This is a genomic window from Rhodococcus sp. 05-2256-B1 (assembly GCF_002258465.1).
In the GTDB taxonomy this organism is placed as follows: domain Bacteria; phylum Actinomycetota; class Actinomycetes; order Mycobacteriales; family Mycobacteriaceae; genus Rhodococcoides; species Rhodococcoides fascians.
Genome location: NZ_NOZA01000006.1, coordinates 1 through 21,293 on the forward strand (window position 1 = coordinate 1; position 21,293 = coordinate 21,293).

Here is a 21,293-nt window from a genome sequence, read left to right on the forward strand (position 1 = left end):
CGTCCGGCCCGCCACCCACCCCCCGGATCAATGTGGGTTCCAGTCGGTCAGACTGCAACAAAGGCGCATTGATCCAGGCCCGGGCCGCGCAGAAGCCTCGGCGAAGACCCTGATTTCGGTGCTGAGATCAGGCGTCGGTTCTGTGAACGAGGTCGGCGATCCAGGGCAATATGTCGGCGTATGCGGCCAGGGCTCCGGGTGCATGGTTCGCGCCGGTTATCGGGACGACCGGAAAGTCGTATTCGCGGTAGGTGGCGTCGGCACCGAGTTCCTGCCAGCGTTCGAGCAGAGTGCGGGACTGCTCGATCGGTACGACGTCGTCCGCGACGCCGTGCGACAGGTAGACCGGCATGCTCGGTGCGATTCGGCCGACGGTGTTCGCATCGATCACGTCGACGATTCCGGGGTCGTTCAGGTGTGCGGTGAGTGGGCGTCCGTCGCGGGTCAGAGCTCTTGTGTCGATAGCGTCGTTCGCCGCACGGTCGGTGCTGCACCAGTTCTGCGCGGCGTCCAGCAGTGCGGTGCCGTCGGCGTCGAACACGCTTCGGATCTCGTCGGCACGTTCGGGGTAGGCGTTGATCATGCCGTCGACCGCGAACAGGACGGCGCTGCCGAGTGTGGTGCCGTCGAGGGGCTCGATGTTGAGCGTCGGATCCGCGGGTGGCGCGCCGACGTACGCGCCCACGATGTTGAGCTCGGGGGCATACACACTGGCGAGTTCGGCCGCCGAGGCCGAGGCGAACCCACCCTCCGAGTACCCGTACAGCACCACCGGCGCGTCATCGTCGGCGGTTCTCGCTACGTCGAGCAACGCGTGTCCCGAGGCCAGACGGTTCAGATACGTGTGCCCGCCCGGAGTGCCGAGTCCCTGGTAGTCGGTCGCTACGACGCGATAGCCGGCCAGCAGTAACGGCAGGATGGCGGGGGACGACCCGACTGTGCCGAGAACCGCCGATCCGGCGCATCGATCGGCCATCCCGGATGTGCCGGGCGCGTAGGCGATCACCGGTCGCGGTCCGGGGCCGGGCCACGGTGCGGTGGGGGTCATCGTGTACCCGGAGACGGTCATGGGTTGGCCGTGCGTATCGGTGGAGGTGTACAGGATTCGTTCGATGTCGAAGCCGAGCCCGAAACCTTTGGGCGAGTTCATCGGTCGTACTCGCACCACATCGCCGGGCGAATGTCCCGTCGATTCCACCGGCAGGTCGTAGAAGTCCGACAGGGGATCGGCGACGACGGGTGCCGACAGCGTGACACCCCAGACGAGCGCCGCCGCCACGATCATCGCTGTTCGCCGCAGGCAACTGGTGGCTCGCTCGTTCGTCATCTCGAGATCTCCGCACTCGATGGCCCGGTCACCCCGCCGACGTTAGCCTGAGTATCGGCCCTATGAAGGGTCGACGACGAAAGGACTCGGTTCGATGCCAACACGTACCTCACGCACCGCATGGAATGGAACTCTCGAACAAGGTTCCGGCCAGGTGGAGCTGTCCAGTTCGGGTGCAGCGACGTTCGACGTGTCGTTTCCCAAGCGTGCCGCCGAGAACGCCGACGGCACCACCAGCCCGGAGGAACTGATCGCAGCGGCTCATTCGAGCTGTTACGCGATGCAATTGTCGGCGCTGATCGCAGAAGCGGGCGGTACTCCGCAGAGTCTCGAAGTGACCGCTGATGTCTCGCTCGGTCCGGATCAGCCCGGTTTCAAGCTCACCGGTATCAAATTGACCGTCCGCGGCGAGGTGGACGGTCTCGACGCCGACGGGTTTGCGAAGGCAGCGCAGGCAGCGAAAGAGACCTGCCCGGTCAGCAAGGCTCTCACCGGTGTCGAGATCACGCTGGACGCCGCGCTCGAAGGCTGATCGAACGGATCACCCGATGTGAGACTGGCGAACAGTCGTCAGGTTTGAAATAGTTCGTGAATCGACCCATCCACGGATGGTTCGGTGCCGAATTGAGGTCAAGCATCGGGTTAGATCGGCTGTTGCATACCTTCGGGGAATGTAACGACCAGCCTAGGAAGGATGTGCCCACCATGTTGTGGACGCGCTTCCTAGGCCTGGGTGCCCTCGCTGTCGCAGCGCACGCGGCAGCCCCGCAGGGTTTACCCCGCGACATCGTCTATGCAATCGTGGTCCTGGCCACAATGGCGGCATTCGTCTATCGGTACCTGCGCGAGAACGGTCCGGATCGGCGCACATGGAAGTACATGGCCCTCGGTGTCGGCTGCTGGGGCGTGGGCGATGGCTTGGTCGCCCTGATGCAGTACGGGGGCGGTCGGGTCTCGACCTTCTCGGCCGCGGACGTGCTGTTTCTGGCCGGGTACGTGATCATCGCTGTGGGATTCGCGCGTGCGGCCGACGAGAACGGGCTCGTTTTCGGTCTGGAAGAGCTGCTCGAATGTCTGGTGGTCGCAGTGGGCGTCGGTCTGGCCGCGTGGATGTTCGTCGTTCCCGGCGACTGGACGGGGTCATTGGCCTCGATGCTCTCGTTCCTGCCTGCGACCGTCTACCTGACCATCGACGCGTTCTTGCTGACTCTCATCGGCAGTCTCTATCTGTTGACGCGTTCGACCGGAATCTCGGTCGTGGCTGCCACCATCGGCACAGTGCTTCTCACCGTGTCCGACTTCGCCACCTACTCTCGGCTGGACGATGTCGAGCTCTACCGCTCGCTGATCCCGAACACGCTGTGGCTGGCGGCCTACGTGTGCTTCGGAGTCGTTGCGCTGTTCGTGCCGGAGCGGGCGGTCGCACGGATCGAGCGGCCCAGTCCGTTCAGGTTCGGGCGAGCACGATTCGTCGGTCTGGGTCTCGCGGTTGCCGTCACCCCGGCGGCCATGGCCGTGCAACTGGCTCGCGGAGTGCCCGTCGCGCAGTGGGGTTGGGTGATCGTGCTGTCCTCTGCGTTGGTCATATCCCTGGTCGGCGGCAGGATGGCCTGCTTCCTCGGAACGCTGCGCAGGCAGGCTTCGGTGCTCGAGAACGTGGCACGAACGGATGCCGTTACCGGACTGGGGAACCGCAGGCTGCTTCGGGAGCGCCTCGACACGATGCTCGCCACGCGCGGCGAATCGGACGTCTTCACGCTCGTGGTCGACATCGACCGTTTCGCTCAGATCAACGAGACGTTCGGGTACAGCGTGGGCGACAGCGTGCTCCGCGAGATCGGCCATCGCCTCGTCGCCTCGGTGCGGTCCGACGATCTGGTGGGGCGGCTGGGAGGCGATCAGTTCGTCGTGGCGATGCGTCGGATGCCGGGCAGGACCGATATTTTCGACATGGCACATCGGCTCCAATTCGCGGTCAGCAGAACGATGTTCGTGCACGACATCAACGTCGCCCTCGACGCGGCGGTAGGTATAGCGGCGTTCGAGGAGTGTTCGGGGGCGTCCGAGACGAACGGCGTCGACGGCGAGGCGATGTTGCAGCGAGCTCATGTGGCATTGACGTCCGCGAAGGCAGGCCATGCTCGCATCGGTCTGTACGAGCCCGACATGGACCGAAACCGACACGATCAGATGCGACTGTTGGGCGAGCTCGACACGGCGATCCGTGACCATCAGCTCCGGGTGTTCTTCCAGCCGTGTCTCGATCTCGAGTCGGGCAGCGTCGACCGGGTCGAGGCTCTGCTGCGGTGGCTGCACCCTCGCGAGGGACTGATCGGGCCGTCGACGTTTCTCCCCGATGCCGAGCGCACCGGCATGTTGCCCGCCATCACCGCACTGGTACTGGACGAGGCACTCGCGCAGTGCAGCGCACTACGACGGCGAGGCATCACTCTGTCTGTCTCGGTGAACCTTTCGGTTCGGAATCTTCTCGACGAGACACTCACCGAACAGGTCGCCGCGGCACTGGCGAAACACTCCGTACCGGCGCACGCCCTGGAGTTCGAGGTCACCGAAACGACAGCCATGACCGACCCGGTGCGATCGGTGGCTGCGTTGACCGCGTTGCGCAACCTGGGGGTGACTCTGGCCATCGACGATTACGGGACCGGCTACAGTTCGCTGGCGTACCTGCAGACCTTGCCGGTGCAGACCCTCAAGATCGACCGCTCGTTCGTCTCGAAGATGAACTCCGACGACACCGACGCGTCCATCGTTCGCTCGACCATCGACCTGGCCCGCAGTCTGGGTGTGCGAATCATGGCCGAGGGCGTCGAGGATGCAGGCACCCTCGACGCCCTTCGTCGGCTGGGTTGCGATGCAGCACAAGGCTTTTACCTCGGTCGCCCGATGCCTGCCGAGCTGTTGTTCGACGCCGTGCACAAACTCGATTCCGATACGCCCACCAGACTGGAGTGGGAGCTCGCCCGTCAGCCCATCTGACGGGCGAACTGCGTCGTCACGAGGTGGCGGGCACGTCCAGCACGACCTCGAACTCCAACAGTGACGCGCCCGACGCGACCGGCTTGCTCTCGCCGGAACCGGCGTGCGCCTGCCGTGACGGGCCACCGGACCAGGCCTGGAACGACTCCTCGTCCTCCCACTGGGTGACGACGAAATAGCGTGTCTCGCCCTTGACCGGACGGAGCAACTGGAACCCGAGGAAACCGGGCGAACCGTCGACCGTTCCGGCACGCGCGGCGAAGCGCTTCTCGAGCTCGGGGCCTGCGCCCTCGGGTACGTCGATCGCGTTGATCTTCACAATGGCCATTCTCGGGAGACTACCCCGCCGATATGCTCGGCGGTGATGCTCTACGACGAGGGTGGATCCGGCCGTTCGATACTGCTGCTGCACGGGCTGATGGGCAGTGCGGCGACGTGGCGACGCCAGATTCCGTGGCTCCGAGAATTCGGGCGGGTGCACACCTACGACGCCCCGGGCCACCGTCGGCCTCCGCCGCCCGAACTGACGACAGAGGCGTTCGTGGACGACCTGATCGAGCACCTCGAAACGGTGGGTCCCAGTGTGCTGGTCGGTCATTCGATGGGAGCGCTGCACGGCTGGTGTGCGGCTGCGCGGCGACCGGATCTGGTCACCGCGCTCGTCGTAGAAGACATCGCGCCGGACTTTCGCGGTCGAACGGCGGACGGCTGGGCGGCGATGATCCGGGCGTGGCCGCAACCGTTCCCGGACGCCGACGCGGTACGCACCTTCTTCGGAGATGTTGCCGGACAGTACTTTTTGGATTCGTTCGAGCTCAGCGACGACGGCTGGCGACTGCACGGTGACGTCGATACGTTCGAGGCCATTTCGCAGGAGTGGGGGACGCGGCACTTTTGGAACGAATGGGATGCCGTCCGTGCTCCGGTTCTGTTGATCGAAGGTGAGCACACCATCACGCCGGCCGGCCAGATGAGCCGAATGCACTCGGCCAAGCCCGGATCGGTGTACGTCCGAGTCGAGGGTGCGGCGCATCTCGTTCACGACGAAGCCCCGGAGCGGTATCGCGACGCCGTCGAGGGGTTCCTGCGCACACTAGGATCATCCGAATGCCGCTCGCACAGCTCAACGGAATCGACCTGAACTACGACGTCACCGGTGACGGACCGCTCGTGGTTCTGGTGATGGGAACGGGAAGCCCGGGCCGCGTCTGGCGAACCCATCAGGTTCCCGCGCTGGTGAAGAGCGGATATCGCGTGGTCACATTCGACAATCGCGGTATCGCACCGTCGTCCGAGTGTGCGCGCGGGATGACGCTCGACGACCTGGTCGCAGACACCGCCGCCTTGATCGAACATCTCGGCGGCGGAAAGGTGCGCGTCGTCGGCACGTCGATGGGCGCACGCGTCACCCAGGAATTGGCGTTGGCGCGGCCGGATCTGGTGTCGCACGCAGTGATGATGGCCACCTACGGCAAAAACACCACGATGCGTCAGCAGTTGACGAAGGGCGAGAAAGATCTGTTCGACGCCGGAGTCGAACTTCCGGCCTCGTACCGGGCGGCGATGACTGCGATGCAGAACTTCTCGCCCAAGACTTTGGCCGACGAGGCAGCGATCGGCGACTGGCTGGCGGTGCTCGAATACTCCGGCGGCAAGAAGACGGCCGGTATGCGGGCGCAGATCGGACTCGAAATGCGTGCCGGCACAGACAGATTGATAGCGTATCGCCGAATTTCGGCCAAGTCGCTCGTCGTCGGATTTGCCGACGACCGGCTCATTCCGGTGCAGCAGTGCCGCGAAGTGGCTGCGGCGATACCCGGTGCGCGCTACGTCGAAATCGCCGATACGGGCCACTTCGGCTACCTCGAACGACCCGACGCGGTCAATGCGACTCTGGTGGAGTTTCTGGCGTCCTAGCTGTCCGAACCCTCACCGGCCAGCGCGAACAAGCCCGATTCGGTCTGCTCGATCAAGCCGTCGGTCAACAGTGAGTCCAACGCGCGGTCACGCTGGGTTGGGTCGGTGGGCCAGACGATGTCGAGCTGAGCCCGCTCCACCGGCCCCGTGCTCTCTCGCAGGACCGACATCAGTTTACCGCGTACCTGTCGATCGGTTCCGGCGAACTTCTGCACCTTCTTCGCCGGGCCGGTGTGCGCAGGCCGCCCGGCCTCGATCCAGGCGCACTCGGGAAGTGGGCAAAGCAGGCACGCCGGATTCTTTGCGGTGCAGATGAGCGCACCGAGCTCCATCAACGCCGCCGAATACCGGGCGGCGCGGGGCACGCTGACCGGAAGCAGTTGTTCGACGTCGGCCAAATCCCTTGTCGTCGAGGGATTTCCAGGCTCGGCGTTGCCGTGCAACGCACGCGCGACGACGCGTCGAACATTGGTGTCCACCACCGGAACTCGCTGGCCGTACGCGAAAGTCGCCACCGCCCTGGCCGTATAGGCCCCGATGCCGGGCAGGCCGAGCAGGGTATCGACGTCCCGCGGAACCTCGTCGCCGTAGTCCTCGGCGAGCACCCGAGAACACTCGTGCAGACGCAATGCGCGACGCGGGTACCCCAGCTTCCCCCACGCCCGCAGCACCTCGGCCTGCGACGACGCGGCCATCGCCGAGGGGACCGGCCATCGCTGCACCCACTGCTCCCAGATGGGAGCCACCCGCACGACGGGCGTCTGCTGCAGCATGATCTCGCTCATCAGGATCTGCCATGCGGTCACTCCCGGACGACGCCACGGCAGGTCGCGTCCGTCGGTATCGAACCATCCGAGCAGGGCCTCGGGATCGATCGGCAACTGTGCGCCCTTCTTCTCGTGTCTGTGACGGGTACCAACAGTAGTGAACCCGACTCGCCGGTAACCCTCTGCGCGTGCACCCGACTCGCCGGTAGCCCGCTGCGCGTGCACAATGAGAGCTATGCCTGCTTCGAATCCGATCGCTGCCTGGAAGTCACTCAAGGAAGGCAACCAACGGTTCGTCTCCGGAGAGGTCCTGCATCCGTCGCAGGGTATCGAGGACCGCGCCCGGCTCGAGAGCGCTCAGCACCCCGGGGCCATCCTGTTCGGCTGCGCCGACTCACGCGTCGCCGCCGAGATCATCTTCGATCAGGGCCTCGGCGACATGTTCGTCGTTCGCACCGCCGGCCACGTCGTCGATTCCGCTGTTCTGGGCTCCATCGAGTACGGCGTCGCGGTGCTCAATGCTCCGCTGATCGTCGTGCTCGGACACGACCACTGCGGTGCCGTCCAGGCGACCGTCGACGCACTCGAGAGCGGTGACGTGCCCGGCGGCTACATCCGCGACGTCGTCGAGCGCGTCACCCCGTCGGTGCTCTCGGCCCGACGCGACGGCCACGAAGCCGTCGACGAGTTCGAGGCGCGCCACGTCCAGGAAACCGGCAACCTGCTGATGCAGCGTTCGCGCATCGTCGCCGAGAAGGTCGAAGCCGGCGAGCTGGCGATCGTCGGACTCACGTACCAGCTGTCCAAGGGGCGTGCGCAGCTTCGCGAGGTCATCGGCGACATCGGCGAACAGCCCGCCTGAACGGTCGAGCAGCCCGCCTGAACGGTCGAACAGCCCGCCTGACGGTCCGGCAGCCCCCGAAAGCCCGTTCGCCGGTGCGACACGCCGCGTGGGCTCAGGGATAGCCAGGCTTCGGCCGCATACGGTTGATTCGTGTTGGAACCGACCGGGCCATTGCCTCCCGAAATCTATTGGCGACGCCGCGCACTCGCCATCGGTGCGGCCGTTGTCGTCCTCGGCTTGATCGTGTGGTTCATCGCCTCGCTCAGCGGTCGTTCCGACGACCCCGAGGCCGCTCCGGCCGGGGTCGCAGCTCCGGCGACCACGTCCGCCCTGCCGTCGCCCAGCTCGTCTGCCACGCCCGGTGGTTCGGGTGGCTCCGGTGGTTCGGGTGAGGGATCGGGCGGTTCCGGTGGGTCCGGTGGTTCGGGCGGCGGTACCGACTCCGCGGCCGGCGGTGGCACGACAGCAGCAACGACCAGTGGTGCGCCCGCTCCGGCGATCGCCAACCAGTGCCCGGATCAGTCCCTCGCGATCAAGGTGACGCCCGAGAAGGCCACCTATCGCCTCGGCGAAGAGCCCGTGTTCACCGTCGTGATCACCAACATCGGGTCAGCGGAGTGCCAGCGCGACGTCGGTGCCGGGTTGCAGCAGGCACTCGTCTACACGCTCGACAATCAGCGCATCTGGTCCAACATCGACTGCTTCCCGAACGCTGCGTCGGATCTGCGAACCTTCAAGCCCGGTGAGCAGGCCGGCTTCACGGTGAAGTGGTCGGGCACCAACTCGGTTCCCGGTTGCGGTGAAGAGCGCGTCCCGGTCGGCGTCGGTGCATACCAGGCCATCGCGCAGCTCGGCGAGCTCAAGAGCGTGCCGGAACCGTTCAACATCACCGGCTGAGTACGGTCGAATCTCATGACCACCCCGACAGCGCTTGCCCGAGCGGCCTACACGACGCTCGAACCCTTCCATGTGACCGCGTACTTCAATCCGGAACTCGGATCTGCGTACGAGGACACCGGACTCGACGGACATGCCTGGTACGTGGGCGCACGGGCCGCGCCGATGGGTCCGTGCGCGCCCAGCGTCGTCGCGGCTGCGTTCTACAACTTCAACCCGGTGTTGATCGAGCAGGCGTGGCCGGCCGCTGTGGCCGTCGGTCTGGATGCGGTGTCCGATCGTCGGTGGGCACTGCTCGACTCCGTCCTCGGCGCAGCATTGGGTTCCTTGGCCTCCGAGCCCGATCTCGCGACCATCGCGGAGCGATTACGCAGCATCGGCGACGCGGCGTCCTTCGCCGGCCGTCCTCTCGCAGCAGCATGGCATTCCACCGAACGACCCGACGTGCCTCATCTCGCCCTGTGGCATTCGATCACTGTGCTGCGTGAATGGCGGGGCGACGGCCACCTCGCCGCGTTGATCGACGCGGAACTCGACCCCGCGGAAGCAGCGGTATTTCACGAAGCCGTCCGCCCGACACCGCAGCCCGGGCGTCGAGCGCTCGGCAAGCGCATCACACAGCTGACGCGACAGTGGTCCGAGACCGAATGGGATTCGGCTGCAGAACGACTCGCCGTCCGGGGACTGCTCACCACTTCTGCCGAGGGGGAGACGTTGACCGAGGCCGGCACCGCTCTCGATCGGCACATCGAGGAGCGCACCGACGCCATGGCTTCGGCAGTGTGGAAGACCGTTCCGGATGCGGAGCAGCTGATCACGAGCGCACGGCCCTACGTGAAAGCCGTGATCGACGCTGGTTTCCTCCCGGGGACCAAGAAGCGGTAGGGGTTACCGGTTCTCCCAGTGGTCCCGGGTAGGGTCGTAGCGCTTCCTAGTCGTAGGGCCCGGAGATCGAGGCCTCTGCCAAGCGGGACAGTCCCTCACGAATGTGTCTGGCCCACAGGCCGCCGATGCCGTCGACCGACTGCAGATCGGCGGCGGTTGCGGCCAGCAGGCCCTGCAAAGTGCCGAATGCGCCCACGAGTCGGTGAATCTGGCTGAACTGCAACCGCGGCACTCGCGTCAGTACGCGATAACCGCGCGGACTCATCGGGGTGTCCAACGCTTCGATGGTCGCGGGATAACCGAATGCCCGGGACAGAGTCGTCAGGTCCAACAGGTCGACATCGGTCAGCTTGTCCAGCGCCGCGAGCGCTTTCTCCACACCGGTGGTGCTCGACGGTTCGTTGCCGGCGAGATAGTCGCGCACGATCAGTTGACGGTCGATGTCGTTGTCGCCCAACAACTCTTCGAGCTGAAGAGCGAGCTGACGGCCGTCGGTGCCGAGTTCGAGGACGTTCTGCTCGATTTCCACCGACACCCGTCGCACCATCTCGAGGCGCTGGGCGACGGTCAACGCGTCGCGCAGGGTCACGAAATCTTCGATCTCCACGACCGAGAGCTGACGCGTGTTCTCGTCGAGCCGGGCCTTGTATCGCTCGAGCGTGGCGACGGCCTGATTGGCGCGCGAGAGGATTGTGGCTGAGCCCTCGACGACGTGCCTGATGCCGCTGATGTAGACACTGACGATGCTCATCGACTGGCTCACGGAGACAACGGGATACCCGGTCTGCATCGCGGTTCGCTCGGCTGCGCGGTGTCGGGTGCCGGATTCGACGGTAGGAATCTTGTGGTCCGGGACGAGCTGAACATTGGCCCGAACGATGCGCTGCCCGTCGGTCGAAAGCACTACTGCGCCATCCATTTTCGACAGCTCGCGCAGTCGTGTCGGCGCGAATTCGACATCGAGCTCGAACCCGCCGTCGCAGATGGCCTCGACCTCTTCGTCGTAGCCCAGGACGATCAATCCGCCGGTGCGGCCGCGCAGGATTCGCTCGAGACCGTCCCGCAGGGCGGTGCCCGGTGCCAGTCGAGCGATGGTCTCGCGTAACGCCGGGGACTGCGCGGCGCCTTCCATGGCCAACCCCCTCGTGTCGTAACGGCATGCGGCAGATCTGGAGCTCGTGCCCAACAAAGACTAACGCGCCGCCGAATGCGGGCCACGCCGTTGCACACGGGCAGCGCCGTAAAGGGTACCGCCCGGTGTCATACCGGCCGCATACGCGTGTACGTCAGGGCCTCACCGACGTTGGTGACGGTTTTGACCTTGATGCCGGGCGGGATGGGGCCCGCGTCCTCGGGGACGATGGCGTAGTTGAACCCCAGTCTGGCTGCCTCGGCGAGGCGGCGCCCGAGCCCGGCGACGCGTCGTACCTCGCCGGCGAGCCCTACTTCCCCCAGAATCACCATTCCTGCGGGCAACGGTTGATCACGCACCGCCGACGCCACCGCAGCCGCCAGAGCCAAATCTGCGGACGGCTCACTCGTGCGCATCCCGCCGACCGTCGCGGCGTAGACCTCGGCCTTGGACACCTTCACCCCGCACCGGCGTTCCAGTACGGCCAGAATCATCGCGACACGGGCGTGATCGAGTCCGCTGACCGCACGTCGCGGTGACGGCATGGCGGTGTCGACGATCAGTGCCTGCAACTCGGCCAGCAGCGGCCGCTTGCCGTCCATCGTGACGGTGACGGCGGTCCCGGGGACGGCGTCGTTGCGGTGATGCAGGAACAGCCCGGACGGGTCACTGATGCCGACGATTCCGGTCTCCCGCAACTCGAAGCAGCCCACCTCGTCCGAGGCGCCGAACCGGTTCTTGACGCCGCGAATCATGCGCAGCGTGGAGTGCTTGTCGCCCTCGAAGTTGAGGACCACGTCGACGAGGTGTTCGAGCGAGCGCGGGCCTGCCACCGCGCCTTCCTTCGTCACGTGCCCCACGAGCAGAACGGCGACTCCGGTGGTCTTGGCCAGCGTGGTCAACGCACTGGTGATGGCGCGGACCTGAGTGACACCGCCGATGACGCCGTCGACGTCGGCGGCCAGCATCGTCTGCACCGAATCGACGATCAGCAGGCTGGGCTTGACCTGTTCGACGTGTCCGAACACGGTTGCCAGATCGGACTCGGCGGCGAGAAAGACGCGCTCGTGCACCGCGCCGGTACGGTCGGCTCGCAGCCGAACCTGCCCTGCCGATTCCTCGCCGGTGACGTAGAGCGCGCGGCGGTCGGGAGCCGAACGAGCCCACCGATGCACCACCTCGAGCAGCAGCGTCGACTTGCCGACGCCCGGCTCGCCGGCCAGCAGAACGACCGAACCGGGGACCAGGCCGCCGCCGAGGACACGATCGAACTCGTCGATGCCGGTGGTGTTCGCCTGCGAGGTTGCGCTGCTGATGGTCGTCAGTGCAGCTGCGGGCGTCGTCGGGATCATGGCACCGCCGCCCGAGCGGAGCGCCGATGCACCTGCGCGCGACGTGAGTGGTGCCGCGGTGGCCTGGACCTCGTCCATCGAGCCCCAGTCGCCGCATTCGGGACACCGGCCGACCCACTTGGAGACCGAATGATGACACGCGGAGCAGCGGTAGCTCGACTTCAGTTTGACCACGTCGGAAGCCTAACGATCGGCACCGACAGGTCCGGTGACCTCGTACGGAGGGGTCAGTGCCCGCCGCTGTGCTCGGAGACTGCCTCTTCGGAGCGCTCGAGTTCGTGACCGGCGTCGACGGGGACGTTGACGACAACATCGCCCGCATTCGCGAACTCGAAGGTGACCGGCAGCGTCAGGCCCGGGCGCACGTTCTCGCTGATGTCGGCCATCTCGACCTTGATGAGCTGGATCGGAAGCAGAGGATCGTCCAGCTGCGTGTCGGCGGGTGATCCGGCACCGAGCGCGGTCAGCGGAGCGATCTCGGTGCTGCCCGGTTCTGCCTCGTCGACGATGGTGACCTGAGCCTCGGGAGAGGAGATCCCGGTCAGCTCGTCCGCCACGGCGGGGTTGGCGTTGATGGCCGTGAAGCCGAGCTCGACGGTGCCGCCGGGCTCGATGCTGTACTCCTCGGAGGAGGGGTACACGACGTGCACGTTGCGAAGCTGGATGTCTCCGACGTCGACGGAATTGCCGTTGACCGCCGCGACCTGAGTGGCCGTCTGCGAGATCTGACCTGCGCCGCAGGCGGTGAGTACGAGGGTGCCACCAGCGAGAAGCGCGAGGGCGGCGGCCGTTCTGCGATGGCGGCCAAGCGGTGTCGCAGCGTCGATTGCAGTCACTTCGGTCGTCCTCCATGTGGTGCCGGGCCGGCTCGGTCCATCTCGTCCACTAGGCAGAGTAGTAGTTCTCGTCCACCGACCGCTCGTGGGGTCCGCCACTGCTCACGATGCGCCAGGTAGGGCAGCCTTCCGCACGGAACGGGGGTGTTACGACCGCGGCCGAAATGTGGCATCGGATACACGTCGAACGGTCTGTGTCAACCCCTGATTCGGCAGCACTGTGCCCCTGACCTGCGCCGTTGATATTGGGCGTGGTATTCTGGATAAATCGAAAGGGGCACTTGTCACATGATTTTCAAGGTCGGAGACACCGTCGTTTACCCCCATCACGGAGCGGCGCTGATCGAAGCGATAGAGACACGCACCATCAAGGGTGAACCGAGAGAGTACTTGGTTCTCAAGGTCGCGCAAGGCGACCTCACCGTTCGAGTCCCCGCGGACAATGCCGAGTACGTCGGCGTTCGCGATGTCGTCGGGCAAGAAGGCCTCGACAAAGTCTTTCAGGTGCTGCGCGCACCGCATACCGAAGAGCCCACCAACTGGTCGCGTCGCTACAAGGCCAACTTGGAGAAGCTGGCTTCCGGTGACGTGAACAAGGTGGCAGAGGTCGTTCGTGATCTCTGGCGTCGCGAACAGGATCGTGGATTGTCGGCAGGCGAGAAGCGGATGCTCGCCAAGGCGCGTCAGATCCTCGTCGGCGAGTTGGCACTGGCCGAGGGAACCGACCAGGCCAAGGCCGACACCATGCTCGACGAAGTTCTCGCCACCGCTTCGTAGAGTGTGCAGCTTCGCAGAATGAGCAGCTACGTAGCGTGAACGGTACCGCCGGCGACGTTGTCGCCCTGGTACCCGCAGCAGGTAAAGGCCTTCGGCTCGGACACGACGAGCCGAAGGCTTTCGTCTGTCTGGGTACCGACTCTCTTCTCACGCGATCCGTGGACGGACTGCGTGCCTCGGGTGCCGTCGACCGCATCGTCGTCATCGTGCCCGTCGATCTGCTCGACGCGGCCCGCGGGCTCGTCGGCGACGACGTCATCGTCGTGGCAGGCGGCCGCGAACGCACCGATTCGGTGCGCGCCGGTCTCGCCGTCGTCGGAGACGCTTCCGTCGTGCTGGTCCACGACGCCGCTCGCGCTCTCACGCCGCCCGCGTTGATCGCCCGCGTCGTCGCCGAGGTCCGAGCGGGACGACCAGCGGTCATCCCGGTGCTGCCCGTCGTCGACACCGTCAAGGAAGTCGACCTCATGGGCGCTGTGGTCGGCACGCCCGATCGCGCGAGTCTGCGTGCGGTCCAGACCCCGCAGGGCTTCGACGCCGACGTCCTGCGTCGTGCCTATGCCGCAGCTACCGACATCTCGACCGACGATGCGGGACTGGTCGAGCGGATAGGCGAGACGGTGCACACCATCGTCGGGGACGCCCTCGCATTCAAGATCACCACTCCGCACGACCTACTACTGGCAGAGGCGCTCCTATGAGAGTCGGCATCGGCACCGACGTCCACCCCATCGCTCCCGGCCGACCCTGCTGGCTGGCCGGACTGCTCTTCGAGGACGCGGACGGTCTCGAGGGCCACTCCGACGGCGACGTCGCCGCGCACGCGCTGTGTGACGCCCTGCTGTCCGCTGCGGGCCTGGGCGATCTGGGGTCGGTCTTCGGTACCGGGCGTCCGGAGTGGGACGGGGTCAGTGGAGCCGCGATGCTGACCGAGGTACGACGGTTGCTCGACGCCGACGGGTTTGCGGTCGGCAACGCTGCGGTGCAGATCATCGGTAATCGGCCCAAGATCGGACCGCGCCGCGTCGAGGCGCAGGACGTTCTCTCGGGTGTGCTCGGTGCCCCGGTGTCGGTGTCCGCGACCACCACCGATGGGCTCGGGCTGACCGGTCGCGGCGAAGGAATCGCGGCCGTCGCGACCGCACTTGTCATGACGAGGTAAAACCACCGGTAGCATTGCTGGTCGTGACCCTTCACCTACACGACACCGAGACGAGGGCCCTGCGGGAATTCACCCCCTTGGTCCCTGGCCATGTATCGGTGTACCTGTGTGGGGCAACGGTGCAGGGTGAGCCTCACATCGGCCACGTACGCAGCGGAGTGGCGTTCGACGTCCTGCGCCGCTGGCTGTTGGCACACGACTACGACGTCGCTTTCGTTCGCAACGTGACGGACATCGACGACAAGATCCTGAACAAGGCGCGCGACGCCGGTCGTCCGTGGTGGGAGTGGGCGGCAACGTACGAGCGTTCGTTCACCTGGGCCTACGACCGACTCGGTGTGCTGCCGCCGTCCGCCGAACCGCGTGCGACGGGCCACATCACTCAGATGGTCCAGATGATCGAGCGGCTGATCGAGCGTGGCCACGCGTACGCCGATTCGTGCGGAGACGTGTACTTCGACGTGCAGAGTTTCCCGAGTTACGGCGCGTTGTCCGGTCACAAGCTCGACGACGTACACCAGGGCGAGAGCGTTGCCGAGGGCAAGCGCGATCCTCGCGACTTCACACTGTGGAAGGGTGCCAAGCCCGGCGAGCCCTCGTGGCCGACGCCGTGGGGTCCAGGCCGTCCCGGCTGGCATCTCGAGTGCTCGGCGATGGCGGAGACGTACCTCGGCGCGGACTTCGACATCCATTGTGGCGGACTCGATCTGGTGTTTCCGCATCACGAGAACGAGCGGGCTCAATCCATGGCGGCCGGCGACGGCTTCTCGCGCTACTGGCTGCACAACGGCTGGGTGACGATGGGCGGCGAGAAGATGTCCAAGTCTCTCGGCAACGTCCTCTCGGTACCCAACGTGCTCAAAAAGGTTCGGCCGCAAGAACTTCGGTTCTACCTCGGTGGCGCGCACTATCGCTCGATGCTGGAATACTCCGACACTGCGCTCGAGACCGCGGCGGTGACGTACCGGGGCATCGAAGGGTTCGTCCGGCGAGCCGTCGAACGTGCCGGTGACGTACCGATGGGCAAGTGGACCGCCGGGTTTGCCGCGGCTCTCGACGACGATCTCGGTGTGCCCAAAGCGTTGGCCGAGATTCACGCCACCGTCACCCTCGGCAACACCGCCCTCGAGTCCGGTGATCTACCGGCAGCCGTGGAGCATGCGGGCAGCGTGCGGGCGATGCTCGACATCCTCGGTGTCGACCCCCTCGATCCGCACTGGTCGAGCGACAGTGGTTCGGACGCAGGAGCTCTCGGTGCACTCGGCGTTCTCGTCGAGGCCGAGCTGGAGCGTCGAGCAACGGCGAAGGCGACCAAGGACTGGGCCGTCGCCGACGAGATACGCGATCGACTGGCGCAAGCCGGAGTCGATGTGACAGATACACCCAACGGGCCCGAATGGTCGCTGGGTACGAGCAAGACCGACGAAGCAGGTTTGTGATGGCAGGCAATTCGAGTAGGCGCGGCGCAATCCGCAAGGACGGCACCAAGAAGGGTCAGGTCGCCGGATCCGGAGGCAAGCGTCGTAAGGGCCTCGAGGGCCGCGGCGCAACACCCCCCGCCTCCGAGCGCACCAAGCATCCCGCAGCGCGTCGGGCCAAGCTCGCCGAGAAGTCCGCGCAGAACCGTGGCGGTACCACCGGAGGACGCGCGGGTGGACGTCCGGCCGGACGCAAGGCAGAAGACGGTCCCGAGGTGGTACTCGGGCGCAACCCGGTCGTCGAGTGCCTGCGTGCAGGCGTGCCCGCCACCGCCCTGTGGGTTGCCGTCGGCACCGACAGCGACGATCGACTCAAGGAAGCCGTGCAACGCGCAGGCGACGCACGGATCTCCATCCTCGAAGTTCCCCGCTCCGATCTGGACAAGCTCAGCGCCAACGGACTGCACCAGGGCCTCGCCCTGCAGGTGCCGCCGTACCGCTACGCGCACCCCGACGATCTGATCTCGAACGCGCGCACGCACCAGGAACCCGCACTTCTCGTGGCGCTCGACAACATCACCGACCCGCGCAACCTCGGTGCCGTCGTACGTTCGGTGGCCGCGTTCGGTGGCCACGGCGTCGTAATTCCGCAGCGTCGCAGCGCCAGCGTGTCGGCGGTGGCATGGCGCACCAGCGCCGGTGCCGCAGCCCGACTGCCCATTGCGCGGGCGGTCAATCTGACTCGCACACTGAAGGATTGGCAGTCCAAGGGCGTCACCGTCGTCGGCCTCGACGCAGGCGGCGACACCGACCTCGACACCTTCGACGGTAAGGGACCGGTCGTCATCGTCGTCGGTTCCGAGGGCAAGGGCCTCTCCCGTCTGGTCAGCGAGACCTGCGACCACATCCTGTCGATCCCGATGGCCGGGCCGGTCGAGTCGCTCAACGCCTCCGTCGCGGCCGGCGTCGTGCTGGCCGACATCGCGCGTCAGCGTCGAGGCTGAGGTTGCGCGGGGCCTGATCAACCGGCAGCGCGGAACTGGATCCGCGTTCCCGGGGTCAATTGCGCGGCGGCGGACACATCGTTCGCGGTGACGACGGCGATCGCCGGATAGCCGCCCGTGACGGGATGGTCGGCGAGAAACAACACCGGCTGTCCCGAGGGCGGCACCTGAAGTGCCCCGAGAACCATTCCCTCGCTGGGCAATTCGTCGTCGACCGCGCGGGTCAGGGGCTCCACGCCGTCGAGCCTGATGCCGACGCGATCCGAATCCTGCGTGACCGTCCATGGCTGCTGCACCAGAACCGATCGGGCATGCTCGGTGAACCAGTCATCGCGCGGGCCGAATGTGATGTGCAGTGTTTGTCGAATCGGCGGTGGTACTACGAAATCCGCTGCAGGCCAATGGTCTGTGGTGTCGCCGACCGGGAGCACCGTGCCGGGGGAGAGTCGAGCGGGCCCGAGGCCCGACATCGTGTCCGTCGATCTGCTGCCGAGAACCGGCGGGACGTCGATGCCTCCCCGGACGGCGAGGTAGCTGCGCAGACCCGATGAGGGCGGCGACAGAGTCAACTCCTGCCCGGCTCGGACCACGAGCGTCGAATGCAGTCCCTGCACGGTGCCGTCCACGCGGCAGATCACGTGCGCTCCGGTGACGGCCATGACGGCGTCGAACTCGGCTCGGACCTGCAGGCCACCGAACGTCACTTCCAGGGTGGCGGCCCCGGAGTCGTTGCCCACCAGACGGTTTGCCGCATCGTGTGAACGGAGATCCGCTGCACCGGATCGTCCGACGCCCACCGCCGCGTGGCCACGTCGTCCACGATCCTGGACGGTGCACAGCGGACCCGTCTGCAGGACGGTCAGGGCCTTCATGTCGACTCGAATCGGACGGTGGTGCCGGGTGTGAGCAGTGCCGGTGGAGTGCGCTCACTGTCCCACAGCGTCACGTCGCTGCGGCCGATCAACTGCCATCCCCCGGGTGAGGATCGCGGGTAGATGCCGGAGAACTCGCCGGCCAGACCCACTGCGCCTGCCGGGACGCTGGTGCGCGGTGAATTACGTCGCGGCACGTGCAGTCGGGTGTCGGTGCCGACGAGGTAGCCGAAGCCGGGCGCAAAGCCGCCGAACGCGACCGTCCAGGTCTGTTGCGTATGCGCTGCAACCACTTCGGCGACGGACAGGCCCGTCAGGCGGGCGACGTCGTCGAGATCTGCGCCGTCGTAGGAGACGGGAATCGTGACCGCCTCGGATGCGGCAGTGGGGTCGTCGACAGCGGGTTCCAGCGCCGCGACCCACTCGAGTATCGGTGCCGGTGCCCCGTCGAAGATCACCAGCACGGTGCGGGCGGCAGGAACCAGATCGACGACCGCGTCCGGCCGTTGGCGGACCATGGACCGGTGGTACGACATGGTCTCGGGCAGGTCGGCGAACTCGATCAGCAGCGCGTTCTCGCCTGCGGGGAGGAGGCGCATCAGACGAAGGAGGCGATATCGACAGCGTTGACGCGCAACAGGTCCCGCACGGCATTCGCCATCGCCACCGCGCCGGGGGAGTCGCCGTGCAAGCAGATCGATTCGGCGCGGACTTCGACCGTTGTGCCGTCCACTGCTTCGACCGTACCGTCGGTGATCATCGTCAGGACCCGCTTGGCGACCGCCTCGGGATCGCTGAGCACGGCTCCCGGTTCTGAACGCGAGACCAGAGTTCCCTGTGGGGTGTAGGCGCGATCGGCGAAAGCCTCTGCGACTGTTCGTAACCCGACGCGTTCGGCTTCGTCGAGGAATGCCGAACCGGGCAGTCCGAGTACCGGCAGGCGCGGGTCGTACGCGGCGACTGCCTCGGCGACGGCTTTCGCCTGTTCGCGGTGATGCACGATCGCGTTGTACAGCGCCCCGTGCGGTTTGACGTACGTGACGGCCGAACCGGCAACTCGGGCAAGGCCGTCGAGTGCACCGATCTGGTAGATCACCTCGGCGGTGAGGTCTGCAGGGGCGACGTCGAGGAATCGTCGACCGAATCCGGCGAGGTCTTGATAGCCGACCTGAGCCCCGATCCGCACGCCTGCGTTCGCAGCAGAGCGGCACGTGCGCAGCAGAGTGGTCGGATCACCGGCGTGAAAGCCGCACGCGACGTTGGCACTGGACACCACTGCGAGCATCGCGTCGTCGTCGCCCAGAGTCCACGCACCGTAGCTTTCGCCGAGATCGGCGTTGAGATCGATGGCCGTCACCTTGGACAGTCTAGGCGGCGACGAGCCGTCCGGAATTGGCCTTGCGGGTTGCCCCGATGCCGCGGCACACGAGGTAGATGACGAACGAGATGGTCGTGACGAAAGTCGAGACCGGGAGCCCCGGGGCGAGCGAGAGCAAGATGCCACCGACAGCGGCGATCTCGGCGAAGAGGATGGACAGCAGCGTCGCCTTCAGCGGGCTGGCCGTGACCCGCGCGGCGGCCGCGGCAGGGGTGATGAGCAGCGAGAGCACCAGTAGTGCGCCGACGATCTGCACGCCGAGTGCGCAGGCAACACCGACGAGTACGGCGAACACGACCGAGAGTGCGCGGACGGGGACGCCGCGGGCCAGGGCCACCTCGGGGTCGGTGCTGGCGAACAACAGCGGGCGGTACACGACGGTGAGGACGATCAGCACGAGGACGGCGCACACCAGCAGCAGCTGGATTCCGCTCTGCCCGACGCCGACGATCTGGCCGATGAGCAACGAGAAGCTGGTGCCGGTTCGGCCCGGGTACAGCCAGATGAACAGCACCGACAGGCCGAGGCCGAACGACATGATGACGCCGATGACCGAGTCGCGGTCGCGGGCCTTGTTGCCGAGGAGGGCGAACATCACCGCGGCGACGACGGATCCGACGATGGCCCCGAGTCCGACGGTGATACCGACGAGCAGTGCTGCGGACGCACCGGTGAGGGAGAGTTCACTCGATCCGTGCACCGCGAAGGCCCACTGTCTACTGACGATGAGCGGTCCGAGCGCACCGGCGAGCAATCCGAGAATGGCAGCGGCGATCAACGCCTGCTGAACGAAGTCGTAGCTCAGCAGATTCGCCGTGGTGTCGAAGTCGAGCATTTTCGAGAATGCGTCGAGAACCTTCTCGTTCATGCCTTGTCTTCTCCGTCGTGCGGTACGGGTGGGTGGTGGGCACCGGCCGAGCCGAGCGCATCGATCGAGTCGCCGGTTCCGACGACGACGAGCCGACCGCGAACCTTCAACACCTCGACCTCGGTGCCGTACAGCTCGGACAACACTTCGGTGGTCATGACGTCCTCGGGAGTCCCGATCCGGAACCGGCCGTCGACGATGTAGACGACGCGGTCGACGAGCGGAAGGATCGGGTTGATCTCGTGCGTCACGAACAGCACGGCTGTGTCGTGCTCCCGCCGTCGGCGATCGATGAGGCCGGAGACCAACGATTGGTTGGCGAGGTCGAGGCTGAGCAGGGGCTCGTCGCACAGCAGTACCGACGGATCGCCGACGAGTGCCTGGGCGATCCGCAGTCGCTGCTGTTCACCACCGGACATCGAGCCGACCGGTGCGCCGGCGAAGGAATTGGCGTCGACCTGATCGATGGCGCGCTGCACCGTCTCCTTGCGCTGCCGCATGCCGCGCAGTCCCATGCCCCATTTGTGGCCGTCCCAGCCCAGACCGACGAGATCGCGTCCGCGCAGCGGCAGATCGTCGTCGATGTTGCGTTGCTGGGGGACGTACCCCACGCCCGACTGGCCGCGGCGAACGGGACTGCCGCCGATCGACGCGGTGCCGGACGTGAGGTGGTTCTGACCGAGCAGCACCTTGAGCAACGACGTCTTGCCCGACCCGTTGGGGCCGAGGACGGCGACGAACTCGCCCGCCGCGACCGACAGATCCAGGTTCTGCCAGAGTGTGCGGTCGCCGAAGGCCAGTCCGGCATCGCGCAGTTCTACAGCAGGCATGCGTTACAGCTTTCCATCAGCTGCCCA

The 21,293-nt window shown here is 66.2% G+C and carries 23 protein-coding genes; 12 read left to right on the plus strand and 11 right to left on the minus strand.

Translation table 11 applies throughout. From position 1 onward, the window contains the following. Positions 1-127 precede the first annotated feature (127 nt). Positions 128-1,327, minus strand: a complete 1,200-nt coding sequence (locus CH285_RS00720) for a lipase family protein (protein WP_176458626.1) — start codon at positions 1,325-1,327, stop codon at positions 128-130. A gap of 94 nt (positions 1,328-1,421) precedes the next feature. Here CH285_RS00720 and CH285_RS00725 point away from each other — a divergent pair, with 94 nt between their 5' ends. Together CH285_RS00725 and CH285_RS00730 are read left to right on the plus strand one after the other, a co-directional pair. Further along, positions 1,422-1,859, plus strand: a complete 438-nt coding sequence (locus CH285_RS00725; protein WP_027494355.1) for an OsmC family protein — start codon at positions 1,422-1,424, stop codon at positions 1,857-1,859. Between the two features lie 173 nt (positions 1,860-2,032). Further along, positions 2,033-4,327 (plus strand): putative bifunctional diguanylate cyclase/phosphodiesterase, encoded by a 2,295-nt coding sequence (locus CH285_RS00730; RefSeq protein ID WP_141215022.1) that lies wholly within the window; start codon positions 2,033-2,035, stop codon positions 4,325-4,327. A gap of 16 nt (positions 4,328-4,343) precedes the next feature. On the opposite strand, the gene CH285_RS00735 is transcribed toward CH285_RS00730, so the two are convergent. After that, positions 4,344-4,655: an antibiotic biosynthesis monooxygenase family protein gene (locus tag CH285_RS00735; protein WP_027494354.1), complete on the minus strand. Its 312-nt coding sequence runs from the start codon at positions 4,653-4,655 to the stop codon at positions 4,344-4,346. Between the two features lie 36 nt (positions 4,656-4,691). Here CH285_RS00735 and CH285_RS00740 point away from each other — a divergent pair, with 36 nt between their 5' ends. Both CH285_RS00740 and CH285_RS00745 read left to right on the plus strand, forming a co-directional pair. Continuing rightward, the gene (locus tag CH285_RS00740; RefSeq protein ID WP_052054738.1) at positions 4,692-5,468 is read left to right on the plus strand and encodes an alpha/beta fold hydrolase; all 777 of its coding nucleotides are present in this window, start codon (positions 4,692-4,694) and stop codon (positions 5,466-5,468) included. Continuing rightward, the gene (locus tag CH285_RS00745) at positions 5,435-6,244 is read left to right on the plus strand and encodes an alpha/beta fold hydrolase (RefSeq protein WP_032382187.1); all 810 of its coding nucleotides are present in this window, start codon (positions 5,435-5,437) and stop codon (positions 6,242-6,244) included. Before CH285_RS00740 ends, CH285_RS00745 begins: the two co-directional genes overlap by 34 nt. Here the strand turns inward: CH285_RS00745 and CH285_RS00750 are convergent. After that, positions 6,241-7,125, minus strand: a complete 885-nt coding sequence (locus tag CH285_RS00750; protein WP_032386079.1) for an A/G-specific adenine glycosylase — start codon at positions 7,123-7,125, stop codon at positions 6,241-6,243. The genes CH285_RS00745 and CH285_RS00750 overlap by 4 nt on opposite strands. 121 nt (positions 7,126-7,246) lie before the next feature. Here CH285_RS00750 and CH285_RS00755 point away from each other — a divergent pair, with 121 nt between their 5' ends. The 3 genes from CH285_RS00755 (at position 7,247) to CH285_RS00765 (ending at position 9,637) form a co-directional block, all read left to right on the plus strand. After that, on the plus strand, positions 7,247-7,873 hold the full coding sequence (locus CH285_RS00755) for a carbonic anhydrase (RefSeq protein ID WP_027494350.1): 627 nt from the start codon (positions 7,247-7,249) through the stop codon (positions 7,871-7,873). Between the two features lie 132 nt (positions 7,874-8,005). After that, on the plus strand, positions 8,006-8,752 hold the full coding sequence (locus CH285_RS00760; protein WP_027494349.1) for a hypothetical protein: 747 nt from the start codon (positions 8,006-8,008) through the stop codon (positions 8,750-8,752). 15 nt (positions 8,753-8,767) lie between these two features. Beyond that, positions 8,768-9,637, plus strand: coding sequence for an SCO6745 family protein (locus tag CH285_RS00765; protein ID WP_027494348.1), 870 nt, complete (start codon positions 8,768-8,770; stop codon positions 9,635-9,637). 46 nt (positions 9,638-9,683) lie between these two features. Here CH285_RS00765 and disA read toward each other — a convergent pair whose 3' ends face one another. The 3 genes from disA to CH285_RS00780 form a co-directional block, all read right to left on the minus strand. After that, positions 9,684-10,769 carry a DNA integrity scanning diadenylate cyclase DisA gene (disA, locus tag CH285_RS00770; protein ID WP_027494347.1) on the minus strand — a complete coding sequence of 362 codons (1,086 nt, stop codon included), beginning with the start codon at positions 10,767-10,769 and terminating at the stop codon, positions 9,684-9,686. 128 nt (positions 10,770-10,897) lie between these two features. Continuing rightward, a complete protein-coding gene (gene radA, locus CH285_RS00775) occupies positions 10,898-12,295 on the minus strand; it encodes a DNA repair protein RadA (protein WP_027494346.1) in 1,398 nt (465 codons plus the stop codon). A gap of 53 nt (positions 12,296-12,348) precedes the next feature. Next, positions 12,349-12,957, minus strand: coding sequence for a hypothetical protein (locus tag CH285_RS00780; RefSeq protein ID WP_027494345.1), 609 nt, complete (start codon positions 12,955-12,957; stop codon positions 12,349-12,351). 288 nt (positions 12,958-13,245) lie between these two features. On the opposite strand from CH285_RS00780, the gene CH285_RS00785 reads away from it, so the two are divergent. From CH285_RS00785 to rlmB, 5 genes are read left to right on the plus strand one after another with little or no spacing between them, the layout of a single operon-like run. Beyond that, positions 13,246-13,734 carry a CarD family transcriptional regulator gene (locus tag CH285_RS00785; RefSeq protein WP_027494344.1) on the plus strand — a complete coding sequence of 163 codons (489 nt, stop codon included), beginning with the start codon at positions 13,246-13,248 and terminating at the stop codon, positions 13,732-13,734. A 35-nt stretch (positions 13,735-13,769) separates the two neighbouring features. After that, positions 13,770-14,435, plus strand: coding sequence for a 2-C-methyl-D-erythritol 4-phosphate cytidylyltransferase (ispD, locus tag CH285_RS00790; RefSeq protein ID WP_032388290.1), 666 nt, complete (start codon positions 13,770-13,772; stop codon positions 14,433-14,435). Beyond that, a complete protein-coding gene (gene ispF, locus CH285_RS00795) occupies positions 14,432-14,896 on the plus strand; it encodes a 2-C-methyl-D-erythritol 2,4-cyclodiphosphate synthase (protein ID WP_027494342.1) in 465 nt (154 codons plus the stop codon). The genes ispD and ispF overlap by 4 nt, the downstream gene beginning before the upstream one ends. A 23-nt stretch (positions 14,897-14,919) precedes the next feature. Beyond that, complete coding sequence (cysS, locus tag CH285_RS00800; protein ID WP_032382278.1) at positions 14,920-16,335, plus strand: cysteine--tRNA ligase; 1,416 nt, start codon at positions 14,920-14,922, stop codon at positions 16,333-16,335. After that, positions 16,335-17,318: a 23S rRNA (guanosine(2251)-2'-O)-methyltransferase RlmB gene (gene rlmB, locus CH285_RS00805; RefSeq protein WP_032373657.1), complete on the plus strand. Its 984-nt coding sequence runs from the start codon at positions 16,335-16,337 to the stop codon at positions 17,316-17,318. The genes cysS and rlmB overlap by 1 nt, the downstream gene beginning before the upstream one ends. Before the next feature lie 17 nt (positions 17,319-17,335). Here rlmB and CH285_RS00810 read toward each other — a convergent pair whose 3' ends face one another. Genes CH285_RS00810 through CH285_RS00830 form a run of 5 tightly spaced genes read right to left on the minus strand, consistent with a single transcriptional unit; the run spans position 17,336 to position 21,266 of the window. Next, positions 17,336-18,190: a biotin-dependent carboxyltransferase family protein gene (locus CH285_RS00810; protein ID WP_032388291.1), complete on the minus strand. Its 855-nt coding sequence runs from the start codon at positions 18,188-18,190 to the stop codon at positions 17,336-17,338. Then, entirely contained in the window at positions 18,187-18,789 is a 603-nt protein-coding gene (locus CH285_RS00815) for a 5-oxoprolinase subunit B family protein (protein WP_032388292.1), read from the minus strand. Before CH285_RS00815 ends, CH285_RS00810 begins: the two co-directional genes overlap by 4 nt. Continuing rightward, positions 18,789-19,547 carry a LamB/YcsF family protein gene (locus tag CH285_RS00820; RefSeq protein ID WP_032388293.1) on the minus strand — a complete coding sequence of 253 codons (759 nt, stop codon included), beginning with the start codon at positions 19,545-19,547 and terminating at the stop codon, positions 18,789-18,791. Before CH285_RS00820 ends, CH285_RS00815 begins: the two co-directional genes overlap by 1 nt. A 10-nt stretch (positions 19,548-19,557) precedes the next feature. Further along, complete coding sequence (locus tag CH285_RS00825) at positions 19,558-20,436, minus strand: metal ABC transporter permease (RefSeq protein WP_032364918.1); 879 nt, start codon at positions 20,434-20,436, stop codon at positions 19,558-19,560. Then, entirely contained in the window at positions 20,433-21,266 is an 834-nt protein-coding gene (locus CH285_RS00830; RefSeq protein WP_027494335.1) for a metal ABC transporter ATP-binding protein, read from the minus strand. The genes CH285_RS00825 and CH285_RS00830 overlap by 4 nt, the downstream gene beginning before the upstream one ends. Positions 21,267-21,293 lie beyond the last annotated feature (27 nt).